The sequence below is a fragment of the Bellilinea sp. genome (assembly GCF_034432615.1).
Classification (GTDB): domain Bacteria; phylum Chloroflexota; class Anaerolineae; order Anaerolineales; family Anaerolineaceae; genus Bellilinea.
Map to the genome: position 1 here is coordinate 1 of NZ_DAOUBL010000239.1, position 17345 is coordinate 17345.

Annotated in this window: 19 protein-coding genes; 15 read left to right on the forward strand and 4 right to left on the reverse strand. The window is 54.2% G+C overall.

What is annotated here, in order from left to right; all coding sequences use genetic code 11:
• The 13 genes from VAE48_RS10375 to recF form a co-directional block, all read left to right on the forward strand.
• A partial coding sequence (locus VAE48_RS10375; RefSeq protein WP_322793254.1) for a proton-conducting transporter membrane subunit occupies positions 1–944 on the forward strand: 944 nt, incomplete at its 5' end.
• Between the two features lies 1 nt (position 945).
• A complete protein-coding gene (locus VAE48_RS10380; protein WP_322793255.1) occupies positions 946–2451 on the forward strand; it encodes a complex I subunit 5 family protein in 1506 nt (501 codons plus the stop codon).
• A gap of 14 nt (positions 2452–2465) precedes the next feature.
• Complete coding sequence (locus VAE48_RS10385) at positions 2466–2777, forward strand: hypothetical protein (RefSeq protein WP_322793256.1); 312 nt, start codon at positions 2466–2468, stop codon at positions 2775–2777.
• A gap of 35 nt (positions 2778–2812) precedes the next feature.
• On the forward strand, positions 2813–3346 hold the full coding sequence (locus VAE48_RS10390) for an NADH-quinone oxidoreductase subunit B family protein (protein ID WP_322793257.1): 534 nt from the start codon (positions 2813–2815) through the stop codon (positions 3344–3346).
• Positions 3343–3849: an NADH-quinone oxidoreductase subunit C gene (locus VAE48_RS10395; protein ID WP_322793258.1), complete on the forward strand. Its 507-nt coding sequence runs from the start codon at positions 3343–3345 to the stop codon at positions 3847–3849. Before VAE48_RS10390 ends, VAE48_RS10395 begins: the two co-directional genes overlap by 4 nt.
• Position 3850: 1 nt before the next feature.
• A complete protein-coding gene (locus VAE48_RS10400) occupies positions 3851–5038 on the forward strand; it encodes a nickel-dependent hydrogenase large subunit (protein WP_322793259.1) in 1188 nt (395 codons plus the stop codon).
• A complete protein-coding gene (locus tag VAE48_RS10405) occupies positions 5035–5973 on the forward strand; it encodes a complex I subunit 1 family protein (protein ID WP_322793260.1) in 939 nt (312 codons plus the stop codon). Before VAE48_RS10400 ends, VAE48_RS10405 begins: the two co-directional genes overlap by 4 nt.
• Positions 5974–5983: 10 nt before the next feature.
• A complete protein-coding gene (locus tag VAE48_RS10410; protein ID WP_322793261.1) occupies positions 5984–6406 on the forward strand; it encodes a 4Fe-4S binding protein in 423 nt (140 codons plus the stop codon).
• Positions 6342–6884, forward strand: a complete 543-nt coding sequence (gene hycI / locus VAE48_RS10415; RefSeq protein WP_322793262.1) for a hydrogenase maturation peptidase HycI — start codon at positions 6342–6344, stop codon at positions 6882–6884. Before VAE48_RS10410 ends, hycI begins: the two co-directional genes overlap by 65 nt.
• 13 nt (positions 6885–6897) lie before the next feature.
• The gene (locus tag VAE48_RS10420; RefSeq protein ID WP_322793263.1) at positions 6898–8607 is read left to right on the forward strand and encodes a DUF6909 family protein; all 1710 of its coding nucleotides are present in this window, start codon (positions 6898–6900) and stop codon (positions 8605–8607) included.
• 24 nt (positions 8608–8631) lie between these two features.
• Complete coding sequence (locus tag VAE48_RS10425) at positions 8632–10299, forward strand: cyclic nucleotide-binding domain-containing protein (protein ID WP_322793264.1); 1668 nt, start codon at positions 8632–8634, stop codon at positions 10297–10299.
• A 48-nt stretch (positions 10300–10347) separates the two neighbouring features.
• Entirely contained in the window at positions 10348–10860 is a 513-nt protein-coding gene (def, locus tag VAE48_RS10430) for a peptide deformylase (protein WP_322793265.1), read from the forward strand.
• A gap of 32 nt (positions 10861–10892) precedes the next feature.
• On the forward strand, positions 10893–12107 hold the full coding sequence (recF, locus tag VAE48_RS10435; RefSeq protein ID WP_322793266.1) for a DNA replication/repair protein RecF: 1215 nt from the start codon (positions 10893–10895) through the stop codon (positions 12105–12107).
• A gap of 1 nt (position 12108) precedes the next feature.
• Here the strand turns inward: recF and rsmG are convergent, their stop codons facing one another.
• Together rsmG and VAE48_RS10445 are read right to left on the reverse strand one after the other, a co-directional pair.
• Positions 12109–12822: a 16S rRNA (guanine(527)-N(7))-methyltransferase RsmG gene (rsmG, locus tag VAE48_RS10440; RefSeq protein ID WP_322793267.1), complete on the reverse strand. Its 714-nt coding sequence runs from the start codon at positions 12820–12822 to the stop codon at positions 12109–12111.
• A 52-nt stretch (positions 12823–12874) separates the two neighbouring features.
• Entirely contained in the window at positions 12875–13678 is an 804-nt protein-coding gene (locus VAE48_RS10445; RefSeq protein WP_322793268.1) for a hypothetical protein, read from the reverse strand.
• 156 nt (positions 13679–13834) lie between these two features.
• On the opposite strand from VAE48_RS10445, the gene VAE48_RS10450 reads away from it, so the two are divergent.
• Positions 13835–14602 (forward strand): RsmE family RNA methyltransferase, encoded by a 768-nt coding sequence (locus tag VAE48_RS10450; RefSeq protein ID WP_322793269.1) that lies wholly within the window; start codon positions 13835–13837, stop codon positions 14600–14602.
• Complete coding sequence (locus tag VAE48_RS10455; RefSeq protein ID WP_322793270.1) at positions 14583–15551, forward strand: hypothetical protein; 969 nt, start codon at positions 14583–14585, stop codon at positions 15549–15551. Before VAE48_RS10450 ends, VAE48_RS10455 begins: the two co-directional genes overlap by 20 nt.
• Before the next feature lie 7 nt (positions 15552–15558).
• Here the strand turns inward: VAE48_RS10455 and VAE48_RS10460 are convergent, their stop codons facing one another.
• Both VAE48_RS10460 and VAE48_RS10465 read right to left on the reverse strand, forming a co-directional pair.
• Positions 15559–17052 (reverse strand): hypothetical protein, encoded by a 1494-nt coding sequence (locus tag VAE48_RS10460; protein WP_322793271.1) that lies wholly within the window; start codon positions 17050–17052, stop codon positions 15559–15561.
• The coding region (locus VAE48_RS10465) for a hypothetical protein (RefSeq protein ID WP_322793272.1) at positions 17049–17345 on the reverse strand (297 nt) is incomplete at its 5' end. The genes VAE48_RS10465 and VAE48_RS10460, both read right to left, overlap by 4 nt.

Sequence of the window (17345 nt, forward strand, 5' to 3'; positions counted from 1 at the left end):
GTGAAGCGGTGATGATTTGCGGGATGCTTTCGGCGCTGCTGGCAGCCATGATGGCAATGGTTGCCACCGACCTGAAACGTGTGCTGGCGTATTCCACCGTTTCACAGTTGGGCTTCATGGTTTATGCGGTTGGGGCGGGGGGAGTGTTTGCCAGCCAGTTTCACTTGCTCAGCCATTCTGTTTTCAAAGCGCTGTTGTTTCTGGCGGCCGGTGCAGTCATTCACTCGATTGGCACACGCGATATGCGCCAGATGGGCGGTCTTGGTCAGCACATGCCTTTGACGAGGGCGGTGTTTATCGTGGGTGGTTTGGCGCTGGCAGGTATCCCAATTTTCAACGGTTTTTGGAGCAAAGAGTTGATTCTGGAAGCGGGCCTGCACGGCAATCCGCTCTGGTTATATGGGTTGATGGTCCTGGTGGTCGGGCTGACGGCATTTTACACCGTGCGCATGATCGCAATGGTCTTTTACGGCGAGGCACGCGCCGGTCTGCATGTTCATGATGCCGGCAGTGCGATGAAGGTGGCCCTGTTGCCGCTGGCAATTGGCAGCCTGACCACCTGGTTGCTGGCCGGGCCTTTTGGTCATCTGCTGGCAGAAAGTTTACCGGCTCATCATCTGGAAGTTCACAGCACATGGGCTATGGTCGAGGAAGTCATTGCTGCGCCGGCGACTTATCTGGCATTGGGGGTGGTGGCAATTGGCTTGCTGGCTGGCTGGCAGCGTAAGCGTTTGATCCCGCTCGGTCAGGCACTCGGCGGAGTGAGCAAAGCGGCAGCCGAGAGTTTTGGTTTCGAGGCGATCAACCGCGGGGTGGTCATTGCCACCCAAAAACTGGCAGAAGCGTTGCGGGTTACCCAGCCGGGTTTGTTGAACTGGAATGTGTTTGCGATTGTGTGTGCTTTGCTGATTTTGCTGGCAAGTCTGGCCGTGGGAGGGCGTTGACATGGAAGCGGGCCTGGCATTTCTCCTCGTCGTTGCTTTACCCCTGCTGGGGGCGCCGCTGATTTATTTGATCGGCCGGCTGGTGGAAAGAAAACAGGCGGGCGTTAATCCTTCGCGCTGGGTGGCTTTGGTGGTGCTGCTGGCGGCTTTTGTTCCTTTCAGCCTTGTGGCGCAGATGCTCTTCACGCAAGGGATGGTGATTTCGTTTTCACTGGGAGTGATTCGGCTTCAAATGGATGGGGTTGGTGCGCTGCTGGCCGGTCTGGTGCTGGTGCTGGGCATCCTGGTTACTCTGTTTTCAGGCCCTTACTTGAGCAAGGAGGAACATCAGGAAAAATTTTACGCCCTGCTCAGTATGATGATTGGCGGAATGATTGGTTTGGGCTGCACCAGTGACCTGTTCAACCTGTGGGTCTGGTTTGAGTTGATGGCCATCGCCTCATATCCGCTGGTATCATTTCACCGCCAGTCACCGGCTGCCCTGGAAGCGGGTGTCAAATATCTGGTGCAAAGTGCGGTCGGCTCAGCCTTTGTGCTGATTGGAATTGCGCTCGTGTTCGGGCAGACCGGCAGCCTGGCCTTTGCCGGTATTCGCGCCAATGCGCCGCTGACGCCGGTCATGCTGGCGGCGGGCGCTTTGTTCCTGATCGGCTTCGGGGTCAAAGCCGCCCTGGTGCCGTTGCATACCTGGCTGCCGGATGCTCACTCGCAGGCGCCCAGCGGAATCAGCGCCATGCTTTCGGGTGTCGTCATTGAGGCCGGGCTGATTGCGCTGTTGCGCGCATTGGGGGCATTGTTTGCGGTCAGTGATTTATGGGGGGTCTTCCTGCTGGGATTTGCTGCCCTGAATATGCTGCTGGGCAACCTGATGGCCCTGCGTCAGACGCAGGTCAAACGCCTTTTGGCGTTTTCCAGTCTCAGCCACATGGGTTATATTCTGTTGGGGATTGGATGCGCCTTTGCCTTTGGGGCAAGCAACGCGGCTGCGGGCGGTTTCTTCCACATATTGACGCACGGCTTAATGAAAGGACTGGCATTCCTTGCTGCCGGGGCGCTGCTATATGCTTTGTACCTTGCGAACGGCAAACATCAGCCTTTGATGGTTGAAGATTTGGACGGCGCGGCAAACCGCTATCCCCTGGCGGCATTCAGTCTGAGTGTGGCGCTGCTGGGTCTGGGTGGTATTCCCCCACTGGCTGGGTTTATGTCCAAGTGGCAAATTTTTGTAGGTGGTTTTGAAACACGCCAGACCTGGGCAATTGTGCTGGTGATTTTTGCTGCTCTTAACAGTGTCCTTTCACTGGCCTATTATGCCCCATTGATCAACCGTATGTACCGGCATCATCCTTCTACAACGATTCAAACCGGTCAACCGGTTTCGGTGTGGATGAATGCGGTGTTGATTGTTCTGACGGTGGGCGTAGTCATATTGGGCTTTTGGCCCTCGCTGGCAGGCTGGTTGACTCAACCCGCTGCCCAAAGTTTGCTGGCTGCGTTGGGCGGTTAAGGAGCTAAAGGTTTATGGAAATTCTTCTCTCTCCTCCACTGGCATTTCTACTCTACATACCGCTGGTATTGATTATCGAACGGCTGGGAAAAGTGCTGGCAGGGCCGGAAAATCCCTCTCCCATCAAAGAAAGCGCGTATGGCAGCGGTGAAGAAGCGCCGGTTACCGCAGCAGCGCCGGGTTACCGCCCCTTTTTCCTGATCGCCTTTTTCTTTGCCATTCTCCACCTGGGGATGCTGGTACTGGGTACCGGCGAGTTCAGTGCGGCGATTCTGCCGTTTTTGCTGGGTTTGATTTTGGCGATGATTGCATTATTATTAGGATAGGTTGAATCGGATTTGGGTTCGCAGAGGAGGTTTGAATGGGTGTTGAGTTGAGCAAACCATGGCAGCAGGCGCTGGATAAAATCCGTACCTGGGCGCGGGTCAATTCCCCGTGGGCGATTCACTTTAACAGTGGTTCGTGCAATGGCTGTGATATTGAAATCCTGGCAACCCTGACCCCGCGCTATGACGTGGAACGCTTTGGAATCAAGCTGCAGGGATCTCCCCGCCATGCCGACGTACTGATCTGCACCGGGCCGGTATCGCTGCAAGCCAAAGACCGCCTGCTGCGGATTTACTGGCAGATGCCCGAACCAAAATTTGTCATCGCGGTTGGTTCGTGCGGGCTTTCCGGGGGCGTATTCCATGGCTGTTACAACATCGTTCATGGCATTGATGAGGTGCTGCCGGTGGATGTTTTTGTGCCGGGCTGCCCACCGCGTCCGGAGGGCATCATTTACGGTGTGGCGGTATTACTGGAAGCCTTGAAAAGCGGAAAACGCCCGGAGCGCACCATGACGGTGGAATTACCGGCAGGTTTAGAAATGTCACAACCGGAGGTGGGAAAATGAGTGCGACCGAGCAAATCCTCCAAAATGCGCAAAATCTGCTCCAGCCGTTTGCCCAGTCCTTTAATTCTCCCGAACCGAACCGTTTGGATGTTTTTCTGCGGCGGGAGAATCTGCTGCCGGCAATCAAAGCCTTGATAGAAGCCCGCTGGGGCTATCTTTCGACGATTACAGGGATCGACCGGCCGGCTGCAACGGTTGAAGCGGGGCAAACCCCCGTGGAAGGGGAAATTGAGGTGCTGTATAGCTTTTGCTCCGGCGCTGCGGTGGTCAGTTTGCGGGTGCGGGTGCCCTATTCGGATGCAGTGCTGCCGAGCATTTGCCCGCTAATCCCCTCTGCTACCCTGGGAGAACGCGAACTGATGGAAATGTTTGGAGTCAGGGCGGAAGGCACACCCGATACCAGCCGTCTGATCCTGGCGGACAGCTGGCCCGAAGGGGTGTACCCTTTGCGTAAGTCGTTCGTACCCCCTGCCAGAGTTAGTGGTGCAGCCGAAGGAGGTTAAAATGACATTTGAACCGCAAGGTGAAAATCGTTTTATTGTGCCAATTGGCCCGCAGCACCCGGCCTTGAAGGAACCCGGGCACTTTGAGTTTGTGGTGGATGGTGAAATCGTTACCGGCGCCAGTGTGCGTTTGGGCTATGTCCATCGCGGCATCGAAAAAGGCGCAGAAGACCGCACCTGGACGCAGAACCTGTACCTGATGGAACGGATTTGTGGGATTTGTTCGCACATTCATGCCACCGCGTTTGTGCAGGGTGTTGAAAAACTCGCCGGTGTCGAGGCACCCCCGCGGGCGCGTGCCATTCGCGAAATTTTTGCTGAACTGGAGCGGATTCACAGTCATATGCTGTGGCTGGGGGTGGCAGCCCATGAGGGTGGTTTTGATGCGCTTTTCATGTATTCGTGGCGCGACCGCGAAGTGGTCATGGATATGCTGGAAATGCTCAGCGGCAACCGCGTGCATTACTCCGCCAACCTGATTGGCGGGGTGAAGTACGATATTCCCCTGGAGATGATGGATAAAATCCGCGAGGGATTGAATTATCTGGAAGAGCGGCTGCTCCATTATCTGGATGTGGTCAATAACGACGAAACCTTTATAGGCCGCACGCGCGGAATTGGAACGATGACACGCGAACAGGCTCAACTGCTGGGCGCGGTTGGACCGACTGCGCGCGCTTCGAATTTTGCCTATGATGTGCGTGTGGATGCGCCTTATGCGGCCTATGCTGAATTTCCGGTGGAGATGGTGGTAGCAAAAGAGGGTGATTTACACGCCCGCTTTGTGGTGCGAATTTTGGAAACAATGGAGAGTATCCGTGTGCTGCGCCGGATTTTTGACAATATGCCGGAGAGTGAACTGGTGACGCGGGTACCGCGTCGTATTCCGGCTGGCGAAACCATCAGCCGGGTGGAAGCGCCGCGCGGGGAGCTGTTTTACTTCATCGCCAGTAATGGCGGCGAAAAGCCGGAAAGGGTTAAAGTGCGCACCCCCAGTCTGTGCAATTGGGGAACGGTCATCACGCTGGCAGTTGGCCACAAACTGGCGGATATGCCGATGATTCTGGCGGGTATTGACCCGTGCTTTTCGTGCAACGACCGTCTGGTGATGGTCAAACGCAATCGGCAAGACCCGCAAGTGTGGACGTGGGCAGATTTGAGAAACTATGGGATAGAGTACTACCGATGAATTTGACGATCCATCCTCTCATTGTGCTGTTGTTCTTTCCGGGCGGTTTGTTTTTGCTGGCCAGTGGACTGGTCTTTCAATGGGCTGACCGTAAACTGGTAGCCCGTTTCCAAAACCGGGTCGGTCCACGTTTCCTTCAGCCGCTGGCCGATATGCTGAAACTGCTGGCAAAGGAAGAAATCATTCCAGCCGGCGCACATCGCGGGCTGTTTATTGCTCTGCCGATCATTGCACTGGCTTCGGCATTGACAGCGGCGTTGTATGTGCCCATGTTTGGAGTGCAGCCCTTCTTCTCGTTTCAGGGTGATCTGATCGTCACGATTTACCTGCTCAGTGCGTTGACCATTTCACTGGGGCTGGCGGGGGCAAATTCGGTAGACCGCTTTTCGCTGGTAGGCGCAACCCGCACGCTGACTCAGTTGTTTTCTTACGAAGCCCCCTTTCTGCTGGCAATGATCGGCCCGGCACTGGCAGCCCAAAGCTGGCAAATCAGCAAAATCAACGCCTTTGCCGGCGAAACCACCTGGTTTATTGTTGCACAACCGATTGGTTTTCTGGTTGCGCTGGTGGGTCTGATGGGCAAACTGGAATTGCCGCCGTTCGATGCACCCGAAGCGGAAACCGAAATCGTCGCCGGCGCATTGACCGAGTACAGCGGACGCGGATTTGCCCTGTTCCGCCTTGCCAAGGATATTGAACTGGTGATCGGTTTGACACTGGTAGCGGCTTTTTATCTGGGTGGGGTTTCCAATCCGCTGGAATTTCTGCTCAAAACCGGCGGCTTGCTGCTGGTGATGGCCTTACTGCAAACCGCCTTTGCCCGCCTGAGGATTGACCAGACTGTGGGCTTGTGGTGGCGGGTTGGCGCCTTAATGGGGCTGGTACAAATACTGGCAATTCTGGCCGGCATTTATATCCGTCAATGGTGGTTGTGAGGGTGATACGATGAGCTTTGGTTCCATGATCGAAGACCTGATTAAGTCCTTGTTCAAAAAACCGGTAACCCGTAAATATCCATTTGAGCGGCATCCGGCACCGGAGCGGTTTCGCGGTACATTGCATTGGGATCCGGAAAAATGCACCGGCTGTCAGTTGTGCGTCAAAGACTGCCCGGCAAATGCAATTGAATTGATCGTCATTGACAAGGTCAACAAACGATTTGTCATGCGCTACCATCAGGACCGCTGTATTTACTGTTCCCAGTGTGTTGTTTCCTGCCGGTTTAAGTGTCTTGAATTGAGTGATGAGGAATGGGAACAGGCGGTTACCGAAAAGCAGCCACTGGAAGTGTTTTATGGGAAAGATGAGGATATCCGCTTCCTTCTGGAACGTGCAGCTGCGCAGCCTGCTGAAACACCTTGCGAGTGAGGTTGCAAGCCAATCAAACGGTGAAACGCTCAGAATCGCAGTAGTCGGAATTGGTAATGAGTTCAACGGAGATGATGCGGCGGGGGTGCTTGTCGTGCGCACCCTGCAAAAGAAACTGAATCACTTGAATCATCTTCTGCTGGTTGAAGGCGGCACAGCCCCGGAAAATTACACCGCAAGGCTGCGCCGCTTTCGCCCTCATCTGGTCTTGATGGTGGACAGTGCGGAAATGGATCAACCACCCGGCAGCGTGATGCTGGTGGCGGTTAACTCACTGGAGGGTTTGAGTGCTTCTACTCATACTCTGCCGCCTTCGGTACTGGCCAATTTTTTGCAGCGAGAATTGGGCTGTCAGGTGGCCCTGTTGGGTATTCAACCGCAGAATCTGGAATTTGATGCCCCGCTCAGTGAACCGGTCAAACGATCCGTGGCGCGGGTAAAGCAAAGTTTGATCCGCATGCTTGGGCAGCCCTCGTGATACAATTTGGGGTATGGAGAGAACCGTTCCCCGCACCGCATCCGAAGAAATTGATCTGTACTTGCGAACGATTTACTCCCTGCTGCGAACCTCTGCAGAAGTGCAGATTCGTTCGCTGGAAGAAATTCACGCTGCCACTAACTCTTCGCTGCACCCGAATGCCCGCCAGGTCAGCCCGGATACGTCGGCATTTATTTACAGTTCGCTGCGCCTGCCGGATTGTATGACCGAAGTGCGTTCGGTGGTACTGGGGCAGAGCGCCAGTGTTTTCCAGCAGCATGGATATGACCTGGTTGAAAAATGGCAGCCGGTTTCAGCGCGGGCACGTCGGCGACGTTGTTTCTTCAACGGCCGGGATACGCTTGCCTGTTACATCGCCAGCCGTTCGGATATTGATGACATTATCCCGACTCTCACGGCCTATCAAATTGAGTGGAATAAACTGCATCATTTGCTGCAACGCTGGCAGCGGCCGCTCAATGCCCGCACGCTGGCAAAAGATGAAGATGCCTTCCGCCAGCTGGCCGAAACGCTGGAAATGACCGTGGAAGACCTTGAACGGCTGCGTACGGTGTGGGGCAAGGACTTTTACGCCAACTTACAGCGCATTGCTCATAAACGCTGTCGTATCGGAGTAAGGTTATTGAGCGGTTCACTGGCGGATTACCGCCGTGCCACCCGCGCATGGTGGGATAACATTGAACGGTGCTGTCCGCAGCTGGGTAGCCGGCCGGTTTACTTTGTTTCCAGCAATACCCACTCGCTGATCAATTTGTTGAGCGGGTTTGCCCTGTTGCACCGCGAAGAACTGATGCGCTTTTTGGAGCGAAAAGAAAACGAAGAGTTGAAACGCGAGTGGGAGAGCATCAGCAATGGTCAGGTGCCTTCCAGTCAGGAAAACTTTCTCTATTATGTCTTGAAGAAGTACCAGCAAACCAGCGAAGGCCGCGCGCTGATTCATGCTCAGGCAATGGATGAAACTCATCTGGGTATCCTTCGCATTCCCAGCGAACATTATTTTGATGTTGAGGCACAGGTAATTGAACTGCGCCGCTTAAACCCTGCCCGACTGGATCCGCGCGTGCGGCCCGGCGGGCTTGAATGGCTGGAACGCAGTGATGCTTTGATTCTGAACATTGACTATCCGTTAGGAGTAGCCGCCTATAATCTGCTGGTCAAGATTGCCGAGCATGTTCATCCCATTTTGGGCGTTTACATCATGGGCAAGGCGGCAACGCTGAATGGGCGGCTGGGGGATGTGATGATTCCCAATGTGGTGCAGGATGAGCATTCAGAAAACACCTTTTTATTCCAGAATGCGTTCAATGCCTCGCATGTGGCACCTTATTTGCTGTATGGCACCGTGTTGGATAACCAGAAAGCAGTCAGTGTGTATGGCACATTTTTACAAAACGCGCGCATAATGGATGTGATTTACCGCGAAGGTTACACCGATATCGAGATGGAGGCCGGCCCATATCTTTCCGCGGTATACGAAATGTTTCGTCCCAAACGCCACCCGATTAATGAAGTGGTCAATTTATATGAAATTCCCTTCGATTTGGGTATTTTGCATTATGCCTCTGACACGCCCCTCAGCAAAGGCAAGAATCTGGGGGCTGGCACCCTTTCTTACTTTGGAATGGACTCCACCTATGCAACCAGTGTTGCCATTCTGCGGAGGATTTTTGAAAAGGAACATGACCGGCTGGCGAAGAAATAGCCGTTTTCATATATACTTTAAGGTATGCAGGTCAATCGCAACGACATCATCGAATTGTTGCGCGGGTCGCATCTGTTCATCAGCCTGAGTCCGGAGCAAATTGAAAAGGTTGCCGACCGGGTTGAGGCGTTTCTCTATCAGGAAAAGCAGGTCATTTTTGAACAGGATGCACCGGTGGAAAGTTTTTACTTCCTCCTCAGCGGGCGAGTGGAGCTGGTGCGCCATGAGAGAGATGAAGAGGTAAAAATCATTCTCAGCGAGCAGGACTATTTTGGCGAGGAAGCGCTGGCAGACACTCCACCGCCGCGCCTGGCAACCGCCACGGCCCTCACCAATGTGATTGTGCTGCGTTTCAATGGCGATTTGATCGAAGAGCTGAAAAAAGAATACCCCAAAGTAGATGCCGCTTTTCGGCTGGTGGCTGCCAGTTACCAACTGGCAATGCGCATCCGGATGCCGTGGCGCGGCCCGCGCGAGGTGGTTCATTACATTGGCCGTCATCACCCCATTTTTCTGGTTCTGCGCCTGATTTTACCGGTCATTCTGGCGTTGTTGACAACGATTGTCACTTCTTATCTGGATGTGGTGCTTTTTCGCGGGTCGGCGCTGGGAATGGGATTATTGCTGCTGGTTGTAGTGGTCAATGTTGCCTGGTTGGCGTGGGTGATCATTGATTTTTACAACGATTATTCGGTGGTCACCAATCGCCGGGTGGCTTATTTGCGAAAAATTCTATTGATTTATGACAGCCGGCAGGAAGTGCCGCTGGATGCAGTACTGGCGGATGATGTACGCACTACTCAATTGGGGAGAATTATCGGCTATGGCGACATTGTCGTAAGAACTTACACTGGGGAACTGATCCTCTCCCGCCTCGCGCAGCCCTACCTGATTGTGAACTTGATCAATGAAATGCGCGAAAAAGCCAAAGCCAGCCGCAAACGTGCGCGGCTTGAGTCCATTGATCAAATCATCCGCCGCAGACTTCAACTGGGTGCGGATGAACCGATTCCGCAGCCGACGGCGCAGGAAGTAAAAGCGGTTGTCAAAAGCGGTAAGTTGACCCAATTCCTGTCAGATTTGTTCATGCTGCGAGTGGAGAAGGACGGCGCCATCATCTACCGCACCCACTGGTTTATCCTGCTTAAGAAAACCCTATTACCCCTGATCCTGTCTTTGGTGGTTCTGGCAGCCATGATTTCCATCTTTTTCGGTGTCATTCCGCTGCCGCCGGTGTTAGGGCTGGTTATCGGCGTTTTATTCCTGCCCATTACCCTGATCTGGCTGGTGTATAACTATGTGGACTGGCGCAATGACCGCTACATCATCACCCGCGATACGATTATTGATGTTTATAAAAAACCACTGGGCACTGAACAAAAACGTTCTGCCCCGTTGAAAAACATCCTCAGCATTGATTTTGAACGGCTGGGATTGATTGGTTTGATTTTGAATTTCGGTACGGTTTACATTCGGGTGGGCGACTCGACGTTAACTTTCAACAATGTGATGGCCCCCTCGGAAGTGCAGCGTGAATTATTCCAGCGCTTCATGGAATTCAAACAGCGCGAAGAAGAAAGGGCCGAAGCATCCATCAATGAACAGCTGGCGGATTGGATTGAAGAGTACCACCGCATGGTGCAGGGGAAAGTCAACGGTAAAAATCCGACACAATTGGGTGAAAATTCGTAGTACAATTTACAGGCAATTTAATGATTTTTTTGAGCAGGTAAAAAACATATGGCAATTCGAGAAATTGTGACCGTGCCGGATGAGGTATTGCGACGCAAAGCCCGCAAGGTGACGGTATTTGATGCAAATTTGCAGAAATTAATTGATGATATGGTGGAAACCATGCGGGAGGCGCCGGGGGTTGGTCTGGCTGCCCCGCAGGTGGGTATTTCCGAGCGGCTGATTGTGGTGGAATACGCCGAAGATGACGAAGAAGAAAATGCGCCGAAAAAATTGTTTGTGGTAGCCAATCCGGAAATTGTCAAAGCATCGCCAGAAACCGAAAAAGGGATTGAAGGTTGTCTTTCAATACCCGGCCTGGTAGGGGAGGTGGAGCGCCCCTTGCAGGTCGTCATTCGCGGTCAGAACCGGCGTGGTCAGCCGGTGCGGATTAAAGCAAAGGGCTGGCTGGCGCGCATCTTCCAGCATGAGATTGACCATCTCGAAGGTATCCTGTTCACCGACCGCGCCACGCGGGTCTGGAAACCCACCCCCGAAGAAGAAGCCACCCTGCTGGATTAGTCCAGTTCAAGCCGCCTTATTCAGACGCGCTTATGCACCTGACCCATCTCTCGCTGACCAATTTTCGTGCCTTCAGCCGCCTGGATATGGAGGTGCCGCGCCATATTTTACTGCTGGTGGGAGATAATGCCCAGGGCAAAACCACCCTGTTGGAGGCAATCTACTTTCTGGCAACTTTTACTTCGTTTCATGCTGCGCATGACCGACAATTGATCAATTTCATGGCAGAGGAAGAAAATTTGCCGTTTGCACGGCTGGTAGCCGACTTTCAGCGCGGGGGCAAGGCACACCGCCTCGAAATCCGCCTGATTCAGGATGCGGTAGGTGCCAACGGCGCACGCCTGCGTAAAGAAATTCTGGTGGACGGGGTCAAGCGCAGTATGCAGGAAGCCATGGGCTGCTTCAATGCGGTTCTGTTCCTGCCGCAAATGACGCAAATTCTGGAAGGCGGTCCAGACGAGCGCCGGCGATACCTGAATCTCACCCTTTCACAGATTATGCCGGGCTATGCTCAGGCGCTGACCGAGTATGTACAGGTGGTTGCCCAACGCAATGCTTTGTTAAAACAACTGGCTGAGCGCGGCGGGGATGGTGAGCAGCTGATCTACTGGGATACTCTTTTAGCGCAACGCGGCGCCTTTTTGATTCAGGCGCGCATCCGCGCCTTGAATGAACTGGAACGATTGTCGGCGCGGATTCATGACCGCCTGACCGAAGGCAGAGAAGTACTGCGCCTGATTTACCGCCCCGGCTACGACCCTGCAGTTACCTCGCGGACGCAGTACAGCCTGCCCATCGAAACTACCGTTGACCGCAGCGGCTTCACCGAAGAGGAGATCCGCGAGGGTTTTCTTACCCGCCTGAGGGCAGTCCGTGCTGAAGAAATTCAGCGCGGGGTGACCACCGTGGGCCCCCATCGCGATGAGGTGCGTTTTACGGCAAACGGCATTGATTTGGGCGATTTCGGCTCGCGCGGTCAGGTACGTACGGCATTAATGGCGTTGAAACTGGCCGAAGTGGCATGGATGCGGGAGAAAATTGGGGAATGGCCGGTGCTGCTGCTGGATGAAACCCTTGCCGAGCTGGATATCCAGCGTCGCGCGGATTTGCTGAACGCCTTGGGGGAATGTGATCAGGCTTTGCTGACTACCACCGATTTGAAGCTGTTCAATGCGGCATTTGTGCGCCAGTGCGCTGTGTGGCAGGTGCAGGCCGGCTGTGTTCAGCGGGTTGATCAGCCCGTTTGAATTACTGAATCGGACGGCGGGCAGGTAAACCAACCCGCCGCGGGTAACCCGGCGGGGTAGAAGCCACTTTGTCCACAACGACCAGGTAGCGTTCTTCGGCGATGCCCGGCACCAGCACCGGAATGATCTGCTGGAGTTCTCCTCCCAATAAACGGATGGCTTTTTGCGCGGCAACTGCTTCAGCGTGGGCGCTTTCGCCCTTTTGTGCCAGCATTCTGCCGCCCAGAGAAACCAGCGGAAGAAGATATTCGGCTAAAACGGGCAGGTTGGCAACTGCGCGGGCAACCGCCCAGTCATACTGTTCACGGTGGGCGCGGTCCTGCCCCAATGCTTCAGCACGGGCTTGCAGCAGGGTCACATCTTCCAGGTCAAGGGTTTCAACCATGTGGCGGCAAAATTCCAGTTTTTTGCCAACCGATTCGACCAGCGTCAGTTTCATGCGCGGGTAGATGATTTTGAGCGGAATGCCGGGAAAGCCGGCCCCTGTGCCAATGTCAATCAGGCGTTCAGGCGGGCGCTCGCGAAAAGCGAGGATGCAACTGAGCGAATCGAGAAAGTGCTTGGTGCGAATGCCCTCCCGATCCCGAATGGCGGTTAGGTTCATGCGGCTGTTCCATTCCAGCAGTTCGTCCTCGTATCGCTGAAAAGCGGCAATCTGCCGCGCTGTCAATTGAATCCCCACCAGTGCTTTCAGGTCTTTGACCCACTTTTCCATATCGCGGCAATTATACCGGATGGAGTCGGGCTTGGGTTAATTTTCGGAGAAATCAGACTGGCGGGTTTTTCGGCTGACGTACGGACAAACTGAAGGCTGCCAGCGAGATGAAGAAAAGGGGCAAATGCAGTACCCCCATCCAGAAATTGGCGGGGATAAGGACAAAGTGGGTCAGCAGGTTGAAAAGGGCGATCAACAGCCCAATGAAGCCACTCAGACGCAGTAATACACGATTCACCTGTGGATAAAAAAGCACCAGAAATCCTGTGTAAACGGGCAGCATCATGCAGCCCGTCAATCCGGCTTCATTGGTGAAAAACAATGCTGGATCAAGAAGCAGCCTCATTGGATCGGTCTGAATCGGCATCCAGAAAGCAAGCAGCATCATGGGGAACAGGATCAAAGCCCGCCGTGGCAGAGGTCGCAGTGAAAAATCCGAGCGGGGCTTGGTTGCTTCTGCCAGCCAGGCGGCTGCAATGATGCCGAACAGGATGATGTTGCCGGTAATGATGACCAATCCATACTGGCTGGTGATTGCGCTGTTTTGAAAGATGGCGATGCCAAGTAAATTGAGGCCAGCGTACAAGGCAAACCAGCGGTATGCGCTGTGCGGCCGAACCAGCAACCACGCCGTCAACGCAATGGGGACAAGCTTGAAGAGCGGAAAGAGTGAGGGCAGGGAGTAGATCAACGGCTGAGCAAGTACGCTATTGATGACCTGTGAGGTCTGGCGCGGGTCGTAGGAGGTTTGGGAGTAAAGCGGCAGGAAACTGATCAAAATGATGATCAACAAAAACCACCAGCGACGGCTAAGTTTTTCAAGTCGGCTCTCGGGATTTAGAATCATGGGTTTCATTGTGGCAAACTCTCCTGCAAGATTGCTTTGATTTTACGAAATGTCAAACCAAACCTAAACCGATGAATGACATATTGTGATAATTACAATTCTCATTCAAAATTATTTGGGGAAGGTGCAAGCAAAAAAACGCATCTCATCAGGTACAATTGGGATATGCACCGATTTTTTGTGCCGCCTTCCTCCTTCAAGGGAAGTATGATTCATTTCCCGCAGGAATGTGCCCGTCAGATGGCGCAAGTCTTGCGTCTTAACCCGGGGTGTAAGGTGATTGCGCTGGATGGTTCAGGCAGGGAGGCGGTAGTTCAACTGGACAATCTATCTTCCCGCGAGGCAAGCGGGATTGTATTGGGCTGGCAGAAAAATGAGCGTGAACCCGTCCTGCACCTGACGGTGGGACTGGCATTGACCCAGCGGGAAAAGTTTGAATGGACGCTGCAAAAAGTGACCGAAATCGGCGTGTCTCGAATTGTACCGCTGGTCACGCGGCGCAGTCTGGTGCAACAGACCGCCCAGGTATTGGAAAAGGTTGCCCGCTGGCAGCGGATTATTCAGGAAGCCGCCGAACAATCCGGGCGGGGAATTGTGCCGTATCTTGATCAACCATCCCTGTTGCGCGATTTTCTCTTGCTGGGACGGGAATTTGAGATTGCTCTGATTGCCTGGGAGGGTGAAACCGGACGGTTCATCAGCCGTGTGGTCCATCCGCAAGATGGAAAGAACCGTGCCGGCTTGTTGATCGGACCGGAAGGCGGTTGGGAGAAGGAGGAAGTCGAGCAAGCCGAACAGGCTGGCTGGCTGCCGGTCAGCCTGGGCAAACGTATTTTGCGCACTGAAACAGCTGCCATTGTGGCAACTGCTCTGCTGCTAGACCGTTATGAAGCCAATCAATCCGGAGGAGAAAATGAGCAAACGGTTGGGTAACTTGCTATTCATAGGGGTATTGATGGGAATTGCTGCCTGTACAAGCGGTACACCACCCCTGCCAACAGCAATCATTCAACCGCTGCTGGTCTCACCCACTTCGCCGGCTGAAAGTTTAGTAATGGAAACGCTGCCACCACCGCAAACCGCAGCAGTTCAACCAACTTTCACTGAGCCAGTTATCCTTGAAAAAATGAGTCATGAGGACTGGTTTTACAACTCGCCGGACGGTCAGTGGACTGTCCAGGTCAGTGCGGCGTTTCCGGTGACGGCGGAAGGTTCAATCAGCGGTGAAAATTATCGCGTTTCGCTCTCGGTATTCCGTGCGGATGGCGAATTGCGGTGGAAGGTTCTGGATGAGGAACGCCCCTTTGGATTGGGCTATACCCTGCCGGCTCAGTTTCACTGGCAAAAGGATGGCAGCCGGCTGTTTTATACGGAACACGGAATCCCGGATGGAAATCCAACTATTTTTGGTTATGACTGCGGTTTGTTCCATGTCAATCTGCAAAATGGCGAAACGACCCAATTGACCGCTGCGTGTGGTTCGCTGCGTGCCGCGCTGGATGGAGAATCTTTCGCTGCATTGCAGGGCGGCCGTTTGCTGATTCATCGGATCAGCGGCGAAGTTATCCGTGAAATTTCTTTTACGGATTTTCTTGGACTGGGGGAGCAGAGCGGCTGGCTGGCGGGTGGCCTGGTCTGGTCACCAGATAATGGACGGCTGGCCTTCAGTATTCTGCAAAACATGGCGGGCGCGGCGGAAATTCAAACTTCTTTTGTGCTGGTTGATCTGGTGACTGGATCCGTGCGCTTTTTCTTACAGAATCAGCCAGGGCAATACCTGCCGATTGATTGGCAGGAAAGCGAAGTGCTGGTCATTATGGATACTTTTGGTTTGCGTTACCGGCTGAATATCCGCACCGGTGAAATTGTGCCGGCTGGCTGAATGGCTTTCAACCCGTTGCGCGGCGTGGAAGCAAATTCTTCAACCGGTTTCCGCTCTGCCGCCCTCTGCCAACGACGCGATTGCGTTCATCAAAAACGAGCCAAAGCGGGGGTTGGCTGCCTGAAAAAATTGGCACGGGAACATCTCTGCCTTTGAGCCACTCATCCAACAGGTCGCTTGGCAGGGTTAAGCGTCCGCTTTGAAAAAGGTGGGCAAAACGATTCGTCCACTCGTGCGCGGGCTGCCAGCCTTCGGGTGTTTCTTCGAGAACCTTAAGACCCAGCATTTGACACGGCAGATCGTTGAAATGTTCCAGAAATGCAGCAGGTACGGCAAAAATGGATGCTGGGCTGCGCCACAGTTCCAGATGATAGGTTTCCAGAATGGTCAATAAATCAAAGCCGTAGGTGGTCTCCAGCCAGTCGGCCAGTTCCTGTACTTGGGGGCGGGGCAGGGGCTGCTGACCAGTCTGGTGCAAGGGACGGGTTGGTTTCGGCTCCGTGGGCAGACCAATTTCGCCGGTACGCGTCAGCCGGGCGGCAAAAAAGCCGGAGGTTGAAAAACGGTGCGGCCAGAGGCGCAGGGCATTTTGCACCTGTGGGTGAAAGGTCTGTCCGAAGGCGTCGGCCAGCGCCGGCGCAGGGGCGGGCAGACGAGCGGAGATTTCATCCACCTGCACACGGTTGGGAAAGCGGCGTAACACCTCATCCAGCACGGCTTCGTCCTCCTGAGGGGCAAGTGTGCAGGTGGAATACACCACCTGTCCGCCGGGTTTGACGGCTGCCAGTGCGGAAATGAGCATGGCGGTTTGGCGGTGTGCCAGATTGGTCTGTTCACGGGTGGAGATGGGGCGCATCGGGTGCGATTCGGTTGGACGCAAGGATTGCATACTGCAAGGGGCATCCAGCAGCACCCAGTCAAACATGGCTGGAAACCAGCGCCCAAACTTTTCGGCAGGGAAGCGCGTAACTGCTGTATTCACCGTGCCCCAATTTTGGAGCACCAGCCGTAAAGGGGTGATGCGTTCCATTCCGGCGTCGTTTGCCAGTACCAGTCCGCGGTCCAGGGTGCGGCTGATCAGGTGAGTGGTTTTACCGCCCGGCGAGGCTGCCAGATCAAGGATCAGCGGGCGGGGGGAAGCCGGCAAGTCGAATAATTCTGCAGGCAACATCGAGGCCGCATCCTGAATGTAATAATGCCCAAAGCGGTGTTCAATGGTCTGGCTGAGCGGGGTGTGCGCTTCATATACCTGCCAGCCGGTAGGGCAAAAAGCAACCGGCTGCACCTGCCAGCCGTACCATTTGCACCAATCGTTGACCGCCTGTGGCGAGGTCTTAAGGGTGTTGATGCGAAAAGCCGGCCGCAAGGGGCGTTCCAGTTCAGCCAGCAGTAGCTGATATTCTTCTGCTGAAAGCAACTCACCAAATTGCTGCAAGGCCGTCTGCCGGGCGGCGATGGAGGGCTGAGGTTTGGGAGAAAGGGTTTTCTTTCGCCGGCTCATGATTTTCGAATACAAAATATCAGTTCAGTCTCAAATCGTATTTCTTCAACTGCCCATGGTTGACCGCTGAGCAGGTTGTCCATCAGCCGGCGTTGTCGCTGTTCCAGATTACGCGTGCCTTTTAAACTGCTGATCGGCAGGGAGGCCAGCAGCCAGCGCACTTGCAGCGCTTCAAAAAATGGCAGACATGCTCCGCGGCGGCGCTGCTCAAACCGATGAGCCTCTTTGAAGAAAAAGGCAACATCGGCTTGAATACTTGGCGGTTCTACCAGAATATCCTGATGGAAGGCAAG

Excerpts from the sequence above, each read along its gene's own strand:
- VAE48_RS10380 (WP_322793255.1), top strand. The coding sequence starts at position 946 with ATGGAAGCGGGCCTGGCATTTCTCCTCGTCGTTGCTTTACCCCTGCTG.
- VAE48_RS10385 (WP_322793256.1), top strand. The coding sequence starts at position 2,466 with ATGGAAATTCTTCTCTCTCCTCCACTGGCATTTCTACTCTACATACCG.
- VAE48_RS10390 (WP_322793257.1), top strand. The coding sequence starts at position 2,813 with ATGGGTGTTGAGTTGAGCAAACCATGGCAGCAGGCGCTGGATAAAATC.
- VAE48_RS10395 (WP_322793258.1), top strand. The coding sequence starts at position 3,343 with ATGAGTGCGACCGAGCAAATCCTCCAAAATGCGCAAAATCTGCTCCAG.
- VAE48_RS10400 (WP_322793259.1), top strand. The coding sequence starts at position 3,851 with ATGACATTTGAACCGCAAGGTGAAAATCGTTTTATTGTGCCAATTGGC.
- VAE48_RS10405 (WP_322793260.1), top strand. The coding sequence starts at position 5,035 with ATGAATTTGACGATCCATCCTCTCATTGTGCTGTTGTTCTTTCCGGGC.
- VAE48_RS10410 (WP_322793261.1), top strand. The coding sequence starts at position 5,984 with ATGAGCTTTGGTTCCATGATCGAAGACCTGATTAAGTCCTTGTTCAAA.
- hycI (WP_322793262.1), top strand. The coding sequence starts at position 6,342 with ATGAGGATATCCGCTTCCTTCTGGAACGTGCAGCTGCGCAGCCTGCTG.
- VAE48_RS10420 (WP_322793263.1), top strand. The coding sequence starts at position 6,898 with ATGGAGAGAACCGTTCCCCGCACCGCATCCGAAGAAATTGATCTGTAC.
- VAE48_RS10425 (WP_322793264.1), top strand. The coding sequence starts at position 8,632 with ATGCAGGTCAATCGCAACGACATCATCGAATTGTTGCGCGGGTCGCAT.
- def (WP_322793265.1), top strand. The coding sequence starts at position 10,348 with ATGGCAATTCGAGAAATTGTGACCGTGCCGGATGAGGTATTGCGACGC.
- recF (WP_322793266.1), top strand. The coding sequence starts at position 10,893 with ATGCACCTGACCCATCTCTCGCTGACCAATTTTCGTGCCTTCAGCCGC.
- rsmG (WP_322793267.1), bottom strand. The coding sequence starts at position 12,822 with ATGGAAAAGTGGGTCAAAGACCTGAAAGCACTGGTGGGGATTCAATTG.
- VAE48_RS10445 (WP_322793268.1), bottom strand. The coding sequence starts at position 13,678 with ATGAAACCCATGATTCTAAATCCCGAGAGCCGACTTGAAAAACTTAGC.
- VAE48_RS10450 (WP_322793269.1), top strand. The coding sequence starts at position 13,835 with ATGCACCGATTTTTTGTGCCGCCTTCCTCCTTCAAGGGAAGTATGATT.
- VAE48_RS10455 (WP_322793270.1), top strand. The coding sequence starts at position 14,583 with ATGAGCAAACGGTTGGGTAACTTGCTATTCATAGGGGTATTGATGGGA.
- VAE48_RS10460 (WP_322793271.1), bottom strand. The coding sequence starts at position 17,052 with ATGAGCCGGCGAAAGAAAACCCTTTCTCCCAAACCTCAGCCCTCCATC.